Consider the following 17,298-nt stretch of genomic DNA (forward strand, 5'->3'; position numbering starts at 1 on the left):
TATAATCGCATTAATTTTAACAATCAAGACGCCGGGATAATTTTTATAGACCTTGTTTTTAATTTTAACAGAATCACTGATCTCATTCTATGAATATCCTTTTCCACCCTAGGCAATATAATCCCCCTTTTTCCTTATTTTGCCCGCCTGAAAATTTTCATCCATGCGCCATACCATTTACGCTATATTTTGTCTCCTGTTTTGCACGCCTTTGATCGCACAAACAGCCAAAGACCTCAGCAGCCAGGATTATCCACACTTGGAAAAACTCTACCTCCACCTCCACCAAAATCCCGAACTCTCTTTTTACGAAACCAATACCGCCAAGCGCCTCGCCGAAGAATTGCGGCAAGCAGGTTTCCAGGTGACCGAAAACTTTGGCGGTACTGGAGTGGTAGGCATCCTGAAAAACGGCCCCGGCCCTACCGTGCTCATCCGTGCCGATATGGATGCCTTACCCGTAGTGGAAGAAACGGGCAAAACCTACGCCAGTCAGGTAAAAACCAAAGATGAAAGTGGCAATACCGTTGGCGTCATGCATGCCTGTGGCCACGATGTACACATGACCGTATGGACGGGAGCGGCCCGTACCCTGGCCAAAATGAAATCCAAATGGAGCGGTACGCTGATCATGGTAGGCCAGCCCGCTGAGGAGCGCAGCGGTGGTGCCAAGGCCATGTTGAAAGAAGGTCTGTACAGCAAATTCCCGAAACCAGACTACGCTCTCGCCATCCACGTTAGTCCAACTCTGGCGGCTGGTCGAATCGGTTTTCGCAAGGAATACACTTTAGCCAACGTCGACTTCATGGACATCACCGTTTATGGTCAAGGCGGGCACGGCGCTTATCCGCACACCACCATCGACCCCATCGTGTTGTCTGCCCGAATCATCACCACGTTACAAACCATCGTCAGTCGGGAAACATCCCCATTGGAACCTGCGGTGGTCACCGTTGGCGCCATTCACGGCGGTGCTAAGGGCAATGTCATTCCCAATGAGGTGCAGTTGCAACTGACCATGCGCTCTTATTCGGACCAGGTACGCAAAAATACGATTGAAAAAATTGGCCGGATTTGCCGGGGCGAGGCGATCGCTGCGGGTTTGCCCGAAAGTAAATTTCCCAAACTCACCATGCGCCCCGAAGAAACCCCTTCCACTTACAATGATCCCGCTTTAACCGAGCGGGTAGTTAATCATTTTAAAACTACCTTTGGTGCCGCTCAAATCCAGGAAGTAGAACCTTCCATGGCGGGTGAAGATTTTGCGCTGTTTGGTCGTACCCCAGAAAAAGTGCCCATTTTCCTGTTTTGGCTCGGCACTCAAGAACCCTTACAGGCTGAAAAAGCCGCCAAAGGTGAAATCCAATTGCCATCATTGCACTCTTCGCTCTTTTGTCCGGTACCTGAACCCACCATCAAAACGGGGGTAGCGGCAATGAGTGAAGCGGCTTTGCAACTATTCAAGAAATAGTTGAGAAGGTTGAGGGAGGTTGAGAAGGTTGAGGCTACCGCGAGCGATTTTGACAAGGACTTTGCCAAAATCGCTCGCGGCAGCCTAAACCTTCCTAAACCTTCCTCAACTTCCCTCAACTTCTCAACTCCTCAACTAGAATGGATACTTTCAACTGGGGCATCATCGGCCTGGGGCGCATCGCCCACAAATTTGCAGCAGATTTGGCTAAAACACCGGGTGCTAAACTCACGGCGGTAGCTTCGCGAGATATGGACCGATCTACTGAATTTGCGCGGCAGTATGGCGCCAGTCATTGTTATGGTGCCTATGAAGACATCATCCAGTGCCCCGATCTTGATGCGGTATACATTGCGACGCCCAATAATTTACACCGCGAGAATACCTTGTTCTGCCTGGCGCATCAAATTCCAGTGTTGTGTGAAAAACCATTTTCCATCAATATCCACGAAGCCCGACAAATGGTGCAGGAGGCCCGCACCCAGCAAACTTTTTTGATGGAAGCCTTCTGGACGCGTTTTTTGCCCACCACTCAAAAAATGTTGCAACTCATTGCGGAGGGGCAAATTGGCGAAATTCTGGGGGTAAAAGCTGATTTTGGTTTTAAACCTCCGTTTGAGCCTGAGGGGCGTTTGTTCAATCCAGAATTAGGGGGTGGCGCATTGTTGGACATTGGAGTATACCCGCTCTTTTTGTCGACGCTGGTACTGGGAATGCCCACTGAAGTGACTGCTAAAGCCTACATTGGTTCTACCGGAGTTGATGAAGATACGGCCATCATCTTACGGCACCAAAACGGAGCCCTTTCCCACCTCCACACCACCATCCGGATGGGCACCAAATCTGAAGCCTTTATTTATGGGGAAACCGGTACCATCCATTTTCACAGTCGTTTTCACGAAATGACCTCAATGAGTTTATTGCGCGAAGGGAAACGTCCCGAATTTTTCCAATTCAATCAAGAGGTACACGGTTATACTTTCGAAGCACAGGAAGTCATGCGCTGCGTGTCGGCAGGGCTCACCGAAAGTCCCGGTCTGGAGCTGGATTATACGCTGGCCAGGATGGAGCTTTTGGATGAAATTCGTCGGCAAATTGGCTTGAGTTTCCCCATGGAAAATGTTGAATAAAAAATCTGTGAATTTTGTAAAAATAGTTTTACCAAAAAACTTAAAATTCTTACCGAAAACCCCGAAATTCTTGCTGAAATACGGAAATTTTGGATTGTATCAGCAGATCGGCTGTACATTGCAAACGTTTGCAGAAAATAGGTTTGCATACCAGAAGCTGCTTATGAAAAACTTTTGTTCCCTCCTTTGTTTTGTATGCCTGTTAACCACACTTGGGGCGCAAGGTAGCACGCCTCCTGTGTCAACTACTCCTAACAAGGCAGTTGATCGTCCCATAGATTTCCAACAACAACTAAGCACGATTGCCTTTGGTTCCTGCAACAACCAGGAAAAGGATCAGGCCATGTGGAACCCCATCTTATTGAATCAGCCCGATTTGTGGGTATGGTTGGGCGACAACATATACGCTGACACCAATGATATGCAGGCAATGGCTAAGATGTACCATAAAGTACGGAGCGAGCCAGGCTATAACAAATTGCGCGAGCAAAGTTCGATCATGGGCATTTGGGACGACCATGATTACGGCATAAATGACGGTGATAAAACTTATCCCAAAAGGCGGCAGAGCAAAGAGTTGATGCTGAAGTTTTTGGATATTCCTCACTCCAATCCCGTCTGGAAACACGAAGGTGCCTATCAAGCGTATACAATCGGGCCAGCAGGGCGTCAGGTCAAATTCATCTTATTGGATGGTCGTTATTTTCGCGACGAACTGAAGGCCAATCCAGGGGGCACTCCACGCTATTTCATCAATGAAACAGGCGATATGTTGGGCGAGGCACAATGGAAATGGCTGGAAGCAGAATTGCGCAACAGTACCGCACAAATCAATATCATTGGCTGCGGCATCCAGTTCATCCACGATGAACACGCTTTTGAAAAATGGGCCAACTTCCCGCTTGCCCGCAAACGGTTGCTGGATTTATTGGCGCAAATTAAACCCGTCAAAACCATGCTAATCAGCGGTGATCGCCATATTTCAGAAGTATCCAAAATGGAGCTGCCAGGTCTGGAGTATCCACTGTACGACTTCACTTCTAGTGGCCTTACGCACTCCTACGTAAGCAATATTGTGGAACCCAATCGTTTCCGGGTTTCCCCTTTGGTCAATCAACGCAGTTTTGGCGTTCTGCGCATCGATTGGTCGGAGGCGCCCCCTAAAATCACGATGGAAGCCCGCGGCTTGGACAATGTCGAATTTTTTAAAATTGAATTTTAGCCCATTCCTAACCGGGCAACCAAACTCCCTCTAATTCCCACGTCTTATGGCTTGCTCTTTGAGCAGGCCATTTGCATTTTTGGAATTGTAGCAAATTACGGTTTTAGTTTGGCCTTGTGCTTTGGGGCTTTTCTCGAAAAAGAAAATAATTTTTGGTAGCTTTTCGCAAAACTTGAATCCAAAGGAGGTGATTTGCTTTGGCTACAAATTATTATTTTAATCTTAGCTTTGAAAAATTTTTAAAAAAACTCCATTTTTTTGCATATTTTGTGGTTAAGTGTCGGAGAAAAAAGATTTAAATTAACGGTTTCGTACACTTTTTTCATTCCTTGCAATTGGCTTTTCAAGTTCCATGCAATATTTTTGAAGTTCTAACTTGACAGCGACGTGTGCTTACTAGCCAACTTACAACCAAATTATTTCCAATTTTTTTAGCCTATTCTTTTTAAATCACCAAAGAACTTAGCGACCTAAGTCCCGATTAGCTCTAACCATACTGCTGCTTCAGCAACCCAATTTCAACTTGAGGGGCTCAAAAAAATGAACACTTATTTTTGCCCTACTGCTAAACCCATTGCGTTAAAGATATTTTTTATTGATCAGACAACAGTTTTGTATATGAAGGAGACCAATGAAGGTTTGTACGTTCCGCAGTTGGAAAAAGACTCTTGTGGCACAGGTTTGATGGCCAATCTCAATGGCATCAAATCCCATGAACTGGTCGAGGACGCCCTCACCATGTTGGCCAATATGGAGCACCGCGGGGCTTGTGGTTGTGAACCCAATACCGGGGATGGTGCCGGTATCATCATCCAAACTCCTCATGAATTTTTTGTGAAAAAATGCCGGGAATTAAAGTTCGACCTCCCCGATTTTGGTAAATACGGCGTAGGTATGGTCTTCTTCCCCATGGATCGGGCGCAACGCCAGGAGTGTCGGGTATTGTTTCAGGATTACATCGATGAATGTGGATTTGAAGTGATCGGCTGGCGCAAAGTGCCCACCGATCATGAGTTGTTGGGCGAATCCGCAGTGGCGACGGAACCACGTGTGGAGCAGGTGTTTGTCAAACCCAAGCAGGAAATGGAATTGCAGGCTTTGGAGCGGCGTTTGTACATCCTGCGCAAGTTTGTCATCCACAACATCTACAAAGTTTTCCCTCATGTGAAGGAAAACTTTTACATCGCCTCATTTTCATACAAAACTGTTGTATACAAGGGCCAGTTGACCACGTATCAGCTGCGCCCTTACTTTTTGGATTTACAGGACGCGGACCTGAAATCAGCCATTGCGCTGATTCACTCCCGTTTTTCAACCAATACGGTGCCGAAGTGGAAATTGGCACAACCCTTCCGCTACATTGCCCACAACGGTGAAATCAACACAGTAAGAGGGAATCTGAATTGGTGGCAGTCCAAGGAAAAAAACCTGATGTCGGAAATTTTTTCCGATGAAGAATTGGAATTGATCAAGCCCATTTGTGGCGATGACCTTTCCGATTCTGGCAATTTCGACAACGTGTTGGAATACCTGGTGATGAGTGGTTATTCCTTGCCCCATGCCCTGATGATGATGATTCCCGAAGCCTGGGAGCACGACGACACCATGGAGGATTACAAAAAAGCTTTCTACGAATACCACAAAACCATCATGGAGCCTTGGGACGGCCCCGCTTCGATTTGTTTTACCAATGGTATTTTGGTAGGTGCTACCCTCGACCGCAATGGTCTGCGACCTTCGCGGTACTGCTTGATGGAAGACAATACCTTGATCGTAGCTTCCGAAGCTGGTGCCTTGCCTGTAGACCAATCCAAAGTGGTGAAAAAAGGCCGCCTGCAACCAGGTAGAATGTTGATTGCCGATTTGGACGAAGGCCGCATTGTAGGCGATGAAGAACTAAAAAGTGTCATCTGCCAACGTTTGCCTTACCGGGATTGGCTCAAGGAGCACCGCCTGACTTTGGCCGACCTGCCAGAAAACATCCCGGGCACGGTAGAAATGGACGAGCAAAGTTTGCTGCGCAATCAACAACTTTTTGGCTTCAGCAAAGAAGACATCAAGGTATTGATCAACCCAACGGTAAGCGATGGTCTGGAACCACTTGGCTCCATGGGAGCAGATACACCATTGGCGGTACTCTCACACCAGTCGCAGCACCTATCCAACTACTTCAAGCAATTGTTTGCCCAGGTAACCAACCCACCAATCGACCCCATCCGGGAGCGTTCGGTGATGTCCTTGTTCGCCATGTTGGGTGGGAACCCCAAGCACCTGGATTTGGTACCTGAGCGTGGCCGTTTCATCCACCTGGAAAGCCCGGTCATCACCAACGGGGAACTCAACCGGGTGAAATACCTCGAAGAAGGTTACTTCAAATCAGGAGTCATCAATATCCTGTTCCGGGCTGACGGACAAGAAGGCCGCCTCAAAGCAGCCGTTGACAACATTTGTGCCGAAGCAGAAGACCTGGTGCGCCAGGGTGCCAATATCCTGATCCTTTCCGACCGCCATGTGGATGAAAAACATGCCCCTGTGCCTTCCCTTCTGGCCATTGGTGCGGTGCATCACCACCTGATTCGTCGTGGTTTGCGCACTTTGACTTCAATAGTCGTTGAAGCTGGGGACATTCGCGAAACGCATCATTTCTGTACCCTGATCGGTTACGGTGCCACTTGTGTGAATCCATACATGGTCTACGCAACCATTGCCCAGCAGCGGGAATTGGGGCATTTGGATGCTAGCATGAAGTTGGAAAAAATGATCGATACCTTCAATAAGGTCATCGGCAAATCCATCCTCAAGGTGATGTCTAAAAACGGGATTTCAACGCTACAATCTTACCAGGGTGCCCAAATCTTTGAGATTTTGGGTATTTCCAAAGAAGTGGTTGAAAAATGTTTTGTCGGTTCGGTGTCCCGCATCCAGGGCATCAGTTACGACGGCATTGCCGAAGAAGTACTGGCGCGTCACTCCTTTGCCTATCCCGAAAGCCCGGTACCCGGTGCTCAACTGGACGTAGGTGGGGTGTATCAGTGGAAACGCCGGGGGGAAGCTCACTTGTTTAACCCCAAGAGCATCCACCACCTGCAGGTTGCTTCGCGTAAGAACGATTACCAGGAGTACAAAAAATTTGCTGCCATCATCAATGAACAAACCGAACAGGCGCTGACGCTACGGGGTTTGTTGACTTTCCGCAAGGGTAACCCCATTCCAATTGAGGAAGTGGAGCCAGTGGAAAACATCATGAAGCGATTTGCTACCGGGGCCATGTCCTTTGGGTCGATTTCTCACGAAGCGCACTCCACTCTGGCCATTGCCATGAACCGTATTGGCGGCAAAAGCAACAGTGGAGAAGGAGGTGAAGACGAGATCCGCTTCGAACCTAAAGAAAATGGCGATTGGGAACGTTCGGCCATCAAACAGGTGGCTTCAGGCCGTTTTGGGGTAACCAGCTATTACCTGACCAATGCTGCTGAATTACAAATCAAAATGGCCCAAGGTGCCAAACCTGGTGAAGGGGGGCAATTGCCCGGCCATAAAGTGGATGAATGGATTGGCCGCGTACGTCATTCCACCCCAGGGGTAGGTCTGATTTCGCCGCCACCGCACCACGATATTTATTCCATCGAGGATTTGGCGCAGCTCATTTTTGACCTCAAAAATGCCAACCCTGCTGCCCGCATCAATGTGAAGTTGGTGTCCAAAGCCGGAGTGGGCATCATTGCCTCCGGAGTAGCCAAGGCGCATGCCGATGCCATTTTGATCTCGGGTCACGACGGGGGTACCGGAGCTTCTCCACTCACCTCGATTCGCCATGCGGGATTACCTTGGGAACTTGGCCTCGCCGAAACCCATCAAACCCTGCTGCGCAACAAACTGCGCGACCGGGTAGTGGTACAAACCGATGGTCAATTGCGTACCGGTAAAGACATCGCCATCGCAACACTTTTAGGTGCCGAAGAATGGGGTGTAGCTACTGCTGCCTTGGTAGTAGAAGGTTGTATCATGATGCGCAAGTGCCATGTCAACACCTGTCCTGTAGGGATTGCTACTCAGGATCCTGAATTGCGCAAACGTTTCAATGGTGATCCTCAACACGTCATCAACTTCTTCCGCTTCCTCGCTGAAGACTTGCGTGAAATTATGGCGCAATTGGGCTTCCGCACCATCAACGAAATGGTGGGTAAGGTCGAGTTGCTGCGCTTGCGCAACAATGTACACCATTGGAAATACCGCCAGGTAGACCTCAACGCCATCTTGTTCAAACAACCAGTAGATGAGAACGTAGGGCAATACAAGCGGGTAGAACAAGACCACGGCATTGCCAGTGTTTTGGACCGTAAGTTGATTTACCAAGCCAAACTGGCTTTGGAGAATGGCCAAAAAGTGAGTTCAATCTTCCCGATTCAAAATACCGACCGTGCAGTGGGTGCAATGCTCTCCAACGAAGTATCAAAGCGCTACAAAGGCAAAGGTTTGCCCGACGCCACGATTGATTACCGTTTCAGGGGTTCCGCTGGCCAAAGTTTTGGTGCTTTCGCCGCACCAGGCTTACAATTTACGCTGGAAGGTGAAGCCAATGACTATTTTGGCAAAGGGCTTTCCGGTGGCCGCCTGATTGTGGTACCCGACCGTGAGGCCAAATTCGAACCACAAGAAAACATCATCATTGGCAACGTGGCCTTCTATGGCGCAACTTCCGGCGAAGCTTACATCAAAGGTATGGCAGGTGAACGTTTCTGTGTGCGCAACTCTGGCGTAAAAACGGTAGTAGAAGGCATAGGCGACCACGGCTGTGAGTACATGACCGGCGGTGTAGTAGTGGTACTTGGTGAAACGGGTAAAAACTTCGCCGCTGGAATGAGTGGTGGTGTGGCTTACGTTTACAACCCACTTGGTGCATTCGAAAAACGCGTCAACACCGAAATGGTCGACCTCGACCCGATGGAAGACGAAGACTTCGACTTGCTGCGCCGCATGTTGCGCAACCACTTTAGCTGCACCAGTAGTAAAGTGGCCCGCGAAATGCTCGAAAACTGGGATATTGAACGCCAGTTTTTCACCAAAGTGATGCCCCGCGATTACAAAGCCGTACTCGCCAAGCGCGCCGAGAAGATGAAAGTTGACATCAAACCAGCTTTAGTTTCTTAAGCCAACCCACAAGAACGGGTTTGGGTGTGAAGGTGTGAACGTGTGAGTGTGATGGCCTTCCACCGCCTAAGAGATATCGCCAACCCACGGATTTATCCGTGGGAGGCACCAAACAAGAATCAACCCACGAATTTATTCGTGGGAACCAGCCCATGGCTTTAGCCGTGGGGAGAAAAAGTAAACCAATGGCAGATCCAAAAGGATTTCTCAAACATACTCGCGAACTCCCCTCTTCACGCAAACCCGAAGAGCGCATCAGCGATTATCGCGAAATTTACGAGCCGTTTTCAGCCGAAAAAACGGTTGACCAGGCTTCACGTTGTATGGACTGTGGGGTACCCTTTTGCCACAGCGGTTGTCCATTGGGCAACATCATCCCTGAATTCAACGACGCGGTATACCAGGAAAACTGGGACGAGGCTTACCAAATTCTGAGCAGCACCAACAACTTCCCGGAGTTCACTGGACGCATTTGTCCGGCACCCTGTGAAGCCGCTTGTGTACTGGGCATCAACCAGCCACCCGTAGCCATCGAGCACATTGAAAAGTCAATTGCAGAATTGGCCTTCGAAAAAGGCTACGTGAGACCGCAGATTCCCGCCCAACGCACCGGTAAAAAAGTAGCTGTGGTCGGTTCTGGCCCTGCTGGCTTAGGTGCCGCTGCACAATTGAATAAGGCCGGCCATGAAGTCACCTTGTTTGAGCGCAAAGACCGGGTTGGTGGCTTATTGCGTTACGGCATTCCAGACTTCAAGTTGGAAAAATGGGTGATTGAGCGCCGCGTAGGGGTTATGGAGCAGGAAGGTGTAGTGTTTAGGGTCAATACCAACATTGGTGTAGACATCGAAGCCAAACAATTGCTCAATGATTTTGATGCAGTGGTCTTGGCTGGTGGTTCCACCATTCCACGCGACTTACCCATCCCTGGCCGGGAACTTAAAGGTGTTCATTTTGCGATGGACTTCCTGGAACAAAGCAACCGCCGCCAGTCTGGCGATCAATTGCCTTCAGCGGACGATATTTGGGCCACGGATAAACACGTCATTGTGATTGGTGGTGGAGATACCGGGGCAGACTGCGTGGGAACTTCCAATCGCCATCGGGCCGCCTCAATTACTCAAATCGAATTGTTGTCCAAACCGCCCAAAGAACGTGATCCTTATTCCTGGCCCAACTGGCCGATGATTTTGCGGACTTCTTCTTCTCACGTTGAAGGTTGTGACCGCCAATGGGCCATCCAAACCAAACGATTCATTGGCGATGAACAAGGCAACGTGAAGCAATTGGAATTGGTGAAAGTAGAATGGGGCATGGATAAAGCAAGTGGCCGTTATTCTTTCCAGGAAGTGCCCGGCTCCGAGCAAATCATCCCTTGTGATTTAGCACTACTGGCCATCGGCTTTGTACACCCACAACACCAGGGCATGCTCGAACAATTGGGCGTAGAACTGGACGAGCGTGGCAACGTCAAAGCGACCGAGCAGAAATACCAAACCAGCAATAAAAAAGTCTTTGCAGCAGGAGACATGCGCCGGGGTCAATCCCTGGTGGTATGGGCCATTTCCGAAGGTCGGGAGTGTGCACGTCAGGTAGATTTGTTCCTGATGGGGCATTCGGGCTTGGAGGCGAAGGAGGATTCGCCGCTGATGTTGCACGAAATTGAGGAGTCGTAGGGGCAACCCTACGTGGTTGACCCTATGTGTGGTTAACCACACCTCGTTGCCGTTTACAATATATTTTGTTACCCCGGTGATCGCATTTTGAATGCGATCACCGGGTGTTAAGGGCAACCACACAGGGTTGCCCCTACAATTTCACCCGGATCACCGAAAACGAATACCCTTTTACCTCCAATTCCATTTTCTTCCCCTTCGTCTCGATCTCCTTCTCCACAGGCGCAACTACCCCTGGCATTTCTATCGTATTCTCTGCCTCCAAGTTGTCATTTTGCAAGGTGATCAACTTCGCCTTCGCATCCACCTTTTTCACTCCATCAATGTTCACTTCCGTAGTCTGGGCTTTAGCCGAAGCGTTCACAATTTTAATGATCAACTCGTTGCTGGCCTGGTCCAATGTAGCCGAAGCGTAAAGGCTATCCTGCCCCGTAGCGGGCAATTTATCTTTGTACAAAATTGGCACTATCTGGCTCCCCTTGTAATTGGCATATAACTTTTGTACGTGATAATTCGGGGTGGGCATGGTTTTTAAGTTGTCGACCCAAATCAGGTTCGGTTTCCATTGCCAGCCATCAACATGGCCAAAGAGCGGCGCGTAAGAAGCCATTTGCACCACATCCGCGTTGCGCTCTAGCCCAGTCATGTAGGCAGCTTCCGCCAAGGCAGTCCGCCAGTTGTTTTTGTTGTTGACACTGACCGTTTTGTCACTTTGCCCGGCGTATTCTCCTGCAAAAACTTTAGAAACGGACTTGCGGTCGTAACTATCGTACCGTTTGGCATTGGCCAAAAACCATTCTGGGCGGCTGTAGTAGTGCTCATCGATAAATTCAGCCTTCATTCCGCGCAATTCTCCATTGAGGTAGTCAAACAATTCTCCACTATGGTTGATGCCACTGCTGCACACCAGCTTGATGTTGGGGTACTCCCGCTTTATGGCCGCCTGGAATACTTTCAGGCGTTCGATGTATTGTGGGCCCCAGTTTTCGTTTCCTACCCCGAGCATTTTGAGATTGAAGGGAGCGGGGTGACCCATGTCGGCGCGCATTCTGCCCCATTTCGTTGAAGTGGAACCATTGGCGAACTCGATCAAATCCAGAGCATCCTGGACATAAGGCGCCAGGTCTCCCAAGGGTGCAACTTCAGCTGAGTTGAATTGGCACGCCATGCCGCAGTTCAGAATCGGCAGGGGTTCAGCGCCAATGTCTTCGGCCATTTGGAAATATTCGTAAAAACCCAGACCAAAAGTTTGGAAATAATCCGGAGTAGGGCGATGTGCAAATTCATAATTCCAGCGGTTGATCACGAGTTTCCGATCTTCCACTGGGCCAATGGTACGTTTCCACTGATAGCGCACCGAAAGGTCATGGCCTTCCACGATGCAACCTCCAGGAAATCGAACGAAACCAGGCTTCAAATCAGCCAACATTTGGATCATGTCGGCACGTAGGCCACCTTTGCGTCCTTTCCAGGTATCGCCGGGGAAAAGGGAGAGCATGTCTACATCCAACACCCCCGTGCCTTCAAACCAGATGTTGAGTTTGGCTTTGGGTTCGGTAGCATTAGCGGTAAAACTGGTTTCACCCTTTTGCCATACGTCGCCCGTGTTTTTTGGGGTGAACTGGCTCGAGCCAATGATTTCGCCCTTTTCGGTGACCAATTCCAGATGGATTTTGGCGTTCCCACTTTGCAAACGGTAGAGTACGGAAAAATCGTAACGCAGTCCCTTTTTGATGCCCATGCCCCGGAAACCTTCATTGGTCAAACCCAGGCTATCTTTAGCTGTATTTTTAAGGGTAACTTGTAGGTAGCGCGGGTTGGTTTCTGATTTTTCTGGCCGATTGATCATCAGCAGGTTTGCTCCAAAATTGAGCGTCCCCGTCGACTTGCTACTGCGGATTTGCCAACCCATCAGGGGTTTAAAAAATTCAAAAGAGCGATTTTTGATCATCTCGGCATACATGCCTCCATCGGCTCCGAGGTTGATGTCTTCAAAAAAGACGCCCCACATGGTGGGTGAAACGGCAGCGCCGGGTTTGTCCGCTTGTACGGAAAAGACGGCTTTGTTTTGGGCAAAAACCTGGGCCACTTGCAGCAGGAGAAGGAAAAAAAGGACTGGTATTTTCATGTTTCGTTTGTCAATCGTTGATGAATAGACAAACTTAAAAAATTTTATTAGTTTGGTTGAGGGAAAGAAGGCATTGGGCTTTGCGGCCTTGTATCAATGATCGGATTCTAGTATTTTGCATTCAAATGTTGGGATTATGATACTGCCTGAAGCGAATTATGTGGTTGACACCCAAGGACAGAAGGTCTTTGTCCAGGTCTCCGTACAAGATTGGGAAAATTTGATCCATGAAATAAAACGTATGGAAGATTTATTGGCCTTCAAAGCGAAGCTTAAAGAGGCTTTTCGGGAAGTTCGTCAAATCAAAAGAGGTGAAATACAGGGTGTTAGTTTAAGTGAATTGATCGATGAAGTTACCTTCCTCCCAAACTCCTAAACGTAAACACCTGCTCCGACTCCCCATTCTCCCGCAAATACAACAGCCGATCCCGCCCCTCTTCAGCCGTAGGCATTGCTCCAACGGGCACCCACCACAAAGCCATGTGCGCCACATCCATCTTCTCGAACCAGCGCGCCCGATCCCGAAAAACCTGCACATGCGCGGATTTGTACGCAAAGTTCTTCAAGTCTTCAATACTTTCCCACACCGACATGTTGACGATGATCAATGGATCGCCAAATACATTGATTTGGGTGGCGTCGTTGCCGTTATCATCTTTCAAGCGCCATACAAAGCCCGGACTGCTTTCAGCAAGGGCATTGATGTCGTCGAGCTGCCGGACGAAGTCGGCAATGAGTGGATCGTCGATGGGTGCGAGTAGGCGACCAATGTTGATTTGAGCGAGGTGTTTAGACATGGATGATCCTGAATCAGTTATCAGAAAACTCATCAGAATTGGGCAATTCTGGATTGTTATTTTGTTTGTTTTGCTCATCTAGGAGCTCTGTTCTAACCTTTTCAATAAACGCTAGTTCCACATGAAGAATGGTCATGACGAATTGATCAGTGCATCCGTTTAAGATCATTTCTCGGGCGGCAGCGTTTAAAGTTTGCTCGATACCTTGCTCGATACCTTTTTCAATACCTTTTTCCAAAATCATTTCATAAGTTGTCATGGCCGCTTTGTTTATGTTTTGAGGCAGGGCATCAAAGAATTTCCGCACTTTCTCTTCAGCAATTTCCGCATTTTTAAAGCGGCAGCAAACCCACTCGTCTGCCGCCGCTTTTCAATCTATTGCGAAATTAATTCTTACAAATTCCCTTTCTTCAACTCCGCCACCGCGTAATCTGCAGCCCGAGCCGTCATGGCCATATAGGTCAAGGAAGGATTCACACAGTTGGCCGAAGTCATGAATGCACCATCCGTAACAAATACGTTGGGTGCCGCCCAAACCTGGTTCCACTTGTTCAGCACCGAGTTTTTGCGGTCGGTACCCATCCGGGCAGTACCCATTTCGTGGATACCCAAGCCCAAGGCAGGTTCGCTGCTGCGGCTGCTCACGTTTTTGGCACCCATTGCCTCCAACATTTCAGCTGCATCGGTCTCCATGTCTTTGCGCATGTTGAGCTCGTTGCTGGTGTAACCCGCATCGACCACTACTTGTGGCAAACCCCACTGGTCCTTTTTATCGGGGCTGAGGGTCATCATGTTGTCCTTGTAAGGCAACCATTCCCCAAAACCACCCATGTTTACATTCCAGGGGCCCAGCGAAGTATACTGTTTTTTGAAGTCTTCTCCAAAGCCCATAATGTCGCGACTCCATCCCTGACGAGTGCCACCGCCCTGGTAACCAAAGCCACGGATGTAACCATTCCCTTCTTGATAAAGGTTGCGGTACCGAGGGATGTAAAAGCCATTGGGTCTGCGGCCAAAGGTCGTTTTATCCAATTCCCCTTCAAAAGTGCCACTAGCACCCACACCCAAGTGGTGATCCATCAGGTAACGACCCAATGAGCCCGATTCATCCAAACCTGCCGCACCGTAGCGTTGAGTTTTGGTGTTCATCAAGATGGAGGTAGAAGCAACACAAGAGGCATTAACAAAGATAATTTTGGCAAAAAACTCCATCGGTTGTTTGCTCAACTCATCCACCACGTTTACCCCTTTGGCTTTGCCCGTGGCTTCGTCATAAATCAAAGAACCTACAATGGAGTGTGGGCGGAAGGTCATGTTGCCTGTGCGCTCGGCCGCAATCAAAGTAGCGCCGTTGCTGCTGAAGTAGGCACCATAGGGGCATCCTCTGGAGCAGAGGTTGCGGTATTGGCATTTGCCACGGCCCAAAGCAAGTTGCTCCTGCGTAGGAGCAGTCAAGTGTGCAACGCGGCCTGGGATCACCTTACGACCATTCCATTTTTTTTCAACCGAACTTTTGAGGATTTTTTCCGCAGCGGTCAGGTCCATGGCTGGTTGGAAGTCACTATCAGGCAAGTGTGCCAGATTTTCTACTGATCCACTGATGCCCGCAAAACGCTCCACATAGCTGTACCAAGGCGCAATTTCGTCGTAGTTGATGGGCCATGGGGTAGCAATGCCGTCTTTGGCATTGGCTTCAAAGTCCATTTGGCTCCAGCGGTAGGTCTGCTTGCCCCAGGTGATGGAACGGCCACCTTTGTGGTAACCCCGCATCCAGTCGAAACGTCTTTTTTCGATGTAAGGATGATCCGTATCCTTGACGAAGAGGTAAGAAGTACCTTCGTTTTGTACCGTATAGCCAGTACGAGCCTGCACACTTTGTAATTTGAGTGACTCCTCCGGTGAACGACCTTGGTGAGGAAGGTCCCAGGGCATACTCATGGTAGTCTGGTAATCGACTACGTGACGTAGATCGCGGCCCCGTTCGAGCACCAGCACTTTGAGCCCCTTTTGGGTTAGTTCTTTGGCAGCCCAGCCGCCGGAAATGCCCGAACCTACTACAATGGCGTCGTAAGTGTTTTCTGCAACAACGCCGTTATGATTGATTTGCATGGATTTTTTTTTTGCGATACTGACTACAAATAAATTTTGTCCCCCATTTTGTACAATTCCTCACCACTCCAGCGGCCTGGAGCAATCTGGTACTCAAAGGTCGTGCTAGCCCCTACTTCGCTGTTGGCGTAACAGGATTTTACCAGGTCTTTGGTCGCGCGAATGAATCCTCCGCGAACTTTGGCATCCCGTTCTGCTTTTTCCATGGCGGTCAGGATTTCAATTTGTTGTGGCATTTTGAGTTTGGCAAACGTGGATCCGTGTTTGGTTTTGCACTCCAGGTCCAGATTCGTGAATCCATCCATGATCACCTTCTGCGCATCAGGTTTGTAGCAATCCTGTAGCAGGGTTTCAAACCAACGCGGTACTCCTGCCTCGATGGCACCCGGAGTATCGGTCTTGGGGATGATGCATTGGGCAACGGCAGCCAGGGTTTTGCGTTGCTTACCACTCAGAAGGGTCGGCTTGATGCCTAAGTCCATCGGCTCGGCGAGCCGGGCGAAAACTGTTTCCGGCACAGCCAGAGAGGCTCCGAAAACAGCCGTAAAAATTTTTACTGCTTCTCTTCTCTGCATGATTGAAAAAGAATTAATACCCATTAATGTAGCGCTAATCCAAGTTTGTACTCATCGCTGGGCATGAATGAATAGCATGATTTTTTCCGAATTCTCTAAAAGTAAACAAGCGCGGTAAAAATAGGAAGAGGAAATGGTTTTTTACCAAAAAAAGAGTAAACATTAAGGGAAGATTAACAATAAGATTCTGATTTGGTTTAGGGAAAAGGTTGTGATGAAGGCAAAAAAAACGGGTGAATGACCATAAGCCATTCACCCGACGCGATTTTTTAGTATACGTGGTTAGAGAAAAGTCGCTAGTGTTTAGTTGAGCGTGTAACGAACAGCAAGGGCGCCGTAACCACCGCCAAAACCAGAGAGGTAACCACTACCAATGTAGATGGTAGGCACCCAGTCTGCACTGATGTTGATGGGCGTATTCGGGAATTTGTAGTCCAGACCCAGGTTACCCATGATCCCAATGCCAAAGCTACCAGAATCACCAAAATTAAAACCATTGTTGTAATTGTAGAAAAATGCACTGGCTCCACCACCAAAATACCACTGTAGATTATCTACACCATTGATGGGTTTGTGAATTTGGTAAAGTGCACCTACATTCACCCAGCTATAGCCAGTGTAGCCGCGAAAACCAGCAAAGAGTTCCAAAGCATTGGATTCTGATAAGAAGGTTTTGTAAGAAACAGAGAGTGGAACACCCAAGCGCAAACCGATTGCAGAATTGTAAGATTGAGCATGAATCGCGTTACTGAACAAAACAGCACCCAAAAAGGCGAACAGGAAAAATAGTTTTTTCATTGTATAATAGTTTTAGGTTTAACAAGCATGTTTGTGAAAGGTTGATTTCCGGGCAACCGCAAGGTCAGACAAGATAAACGGACAAAAAGTTGCGATCAATACAGGACAGGATAAACTTTAATGGCGGAAAATTACTACTTTTTCTCATCAACTTGCAACCAATATCTGATGAAAAAAGCGTTATGGAGGATAAACTGGCGGTAAAACCAGACATATCTTTGCTAAAACTAATTTAGAAACGGAA

At 48.6% G+C, this 17,298-nt stretch carries 12 protein-coding genes; 6 read left to right on the top strand and 6 right to left on the bottom strand.

The annotated features are described in order from the left end of the window. Positions 1–163 precede the first annotated feature (163 nt). The 5 genes from ACEW9O_RS26200 to ACEW9O_RS26220 all read left to right on the top strand — a co-directional run bounded on the left by ACEW9O_RS26200 (position 164) and on the right by ACEW9O_RS26220 (position 10,647). Positions 164–1,471 carry an amidohydrolase gene (locus ACEW9O_RS26200; RefSeq protein WP_373553188.1) on the top strand — a complete coding sequence of 436 codons (1,308 nt, stop codon included), beginning with the start codon at positions 164–166 and terminating at the stop codon, positions 1,469–1,471. Positions 1,472–1,611: 140 nt separating this feature from the next. Next, positions 1,612–2,601, top strand: coding sequence for a Gfo/Idh/MocA family protein (locus ACEW9O_RS26205; RefSeq protein ID WP_373553189.1), 990 nt, complete (start codon positions 1,612–1,614; stop codon positions 2,599–2,601). 238 nt (positions 2,602–2,839) lie between these two features. Further along, positions 2,840–3,823, top strand: a complete 984-nt coding sequence (locus ACEW9O_RS26210) for an alkaline phosphatase D family protein (protein WP_373553190.1) — start codon at positions 2,840–2,842, stop codon at positions 3,821–3,823. 618 nt (positions 3,824–4,441) lie between these two features. Beyond that, positions 4,442–8,974, top strand: coding sequence for a glutamate synthase large subunit (gene gltB, locus ACEW9O_RS26215; RefSeq protein ID WP_373553191.1), 4,533 nt, complete (start codon positions 4,442–4,444; stop codon positions 8,972–8,974). A 185-nt stretch (positions 8,975–9,159) separates the two neighbouring features. Next, positions 9,160–10,647, top strand: coding sequence for a glutamate synthase subunit beta (locus tag ACEW9O_RS26220; RefSeq protein ID WP_373553192.1), 1,488 nt, complete (start codon positions 9,160–9,162; stop codon positions 10,645–10,647). A 133-nt stretch (positions 10,648–10,780) separates the two neighbouring features. On the opposite strand, the gene ACEW9O_RS26225 is transcribed toward ACEW9O_RS26220, so the two are convergent. Continuing rightward, the gene (locus ACEW9O_RS26225; protein ID WP_373553193.1) at positions 10,781–12,775 is read right to left on the bottom strand and encodes an alpha-L-arabinofuranosidase C-terminal domain-containing protein; all 1,995 of its coding nucleotides are present in this window, start codon (positions 12,773–12,775) and stop codon (positions 10,781–10,783) included. Between the two features lie 136 nt (positions 12,776–12,911). Between ACEW9O_RS26225 and ACEW9O_RS26230 the strand changes: the two genes are divergently transcribed. After that, positions 12,912–13,151, top strand: a complete 240-nt coding sequence (locus ACEW9O_RS26230; protein WP_373553194.1) for a hypothetical protein — start codon at positions 12,912–12,914, stop codon at positions 13,149–13,151. Here the strand turns inward: ACEW9O_RS26230 and ACEW9O_RS26235 are convergent. The 5 genes from ACEW9O_RS26235 to ACEW9O_RS26255 form a co-directional block, all read right to left on the bottom strand. Beyond that, on the bottom strand, positions 13,129–13,572 hold the full coding sequence (locus ACEW9O_RS26235; protein ID WP_373553195.1) for a DUF3291 domain-containing protein: 444 nt from the start codon (positions 13,570–13,572) through the stop codon (positions 13,129–13,131). The genes ACEW9O_RS26230 and ACEW9O_RS26235 overlap by 23 nt on opposite strands. Before the next feature lie 13 nt (positions 13,573–13,585). Next, positions 13,586–13,831: a hypothetical protein gene (locus ACEW9O_RS26240; RefSeq protein ID WP_373553196.1), complete on the bottom strand. Its 246-nt coding sequence runs from the start codon at positions 13,829–13,831 to the stop codon at positions 13,586–13,588. Positions 13,832–13,965: 134 nt separating this feature from the next. Then, positions 13,966–15,681, bottom strand: a complete 1,716-nt coding sequence (locus ACEW9O_RS26245; protein ID WP_373553197.1) for a GMC oxidoreductase — start codon at positions 15,679–15,681, stop codon at positions 13,966–13,968. 23 nt (positions 15,682–15,704) lie between these two features. Further along, positions 15,705–16,256, bottom strand: coding sequence for a gluconate 2-dehydrogenase subunit 3 family protein (locus ACEW9O_RS26250; protein ID WP_373553198.1), 552 nt, complete (start codon positions 16,254–16,256; stop codon positions 15,705–15,707). A gap of 303 nt (positions 16,257–16,559) precedes the next feature. Next, on the bottom strand, positions 16,560–17,054 hold the full coding sequence (locus ACEW9O_RS26255; protein WP_373553199.1) for a hypothetical protein: 495 nt from the start codon (positions 17,052–17,054) through the stop codon (positions 16,560–16,562). Between the last annotated feature and the right edge of the window lie 244 nt (positions 17,055–17,298).

The sequence above is a fragment of the Haliscomenobacter sp. genome (assembly GCF_041740695.1).
Classification (GTDB): Bacteria; Bacteroidota; Bacteroidia; order Chitinophagales; family Saprospiraceae; genus Haliscomenobacter.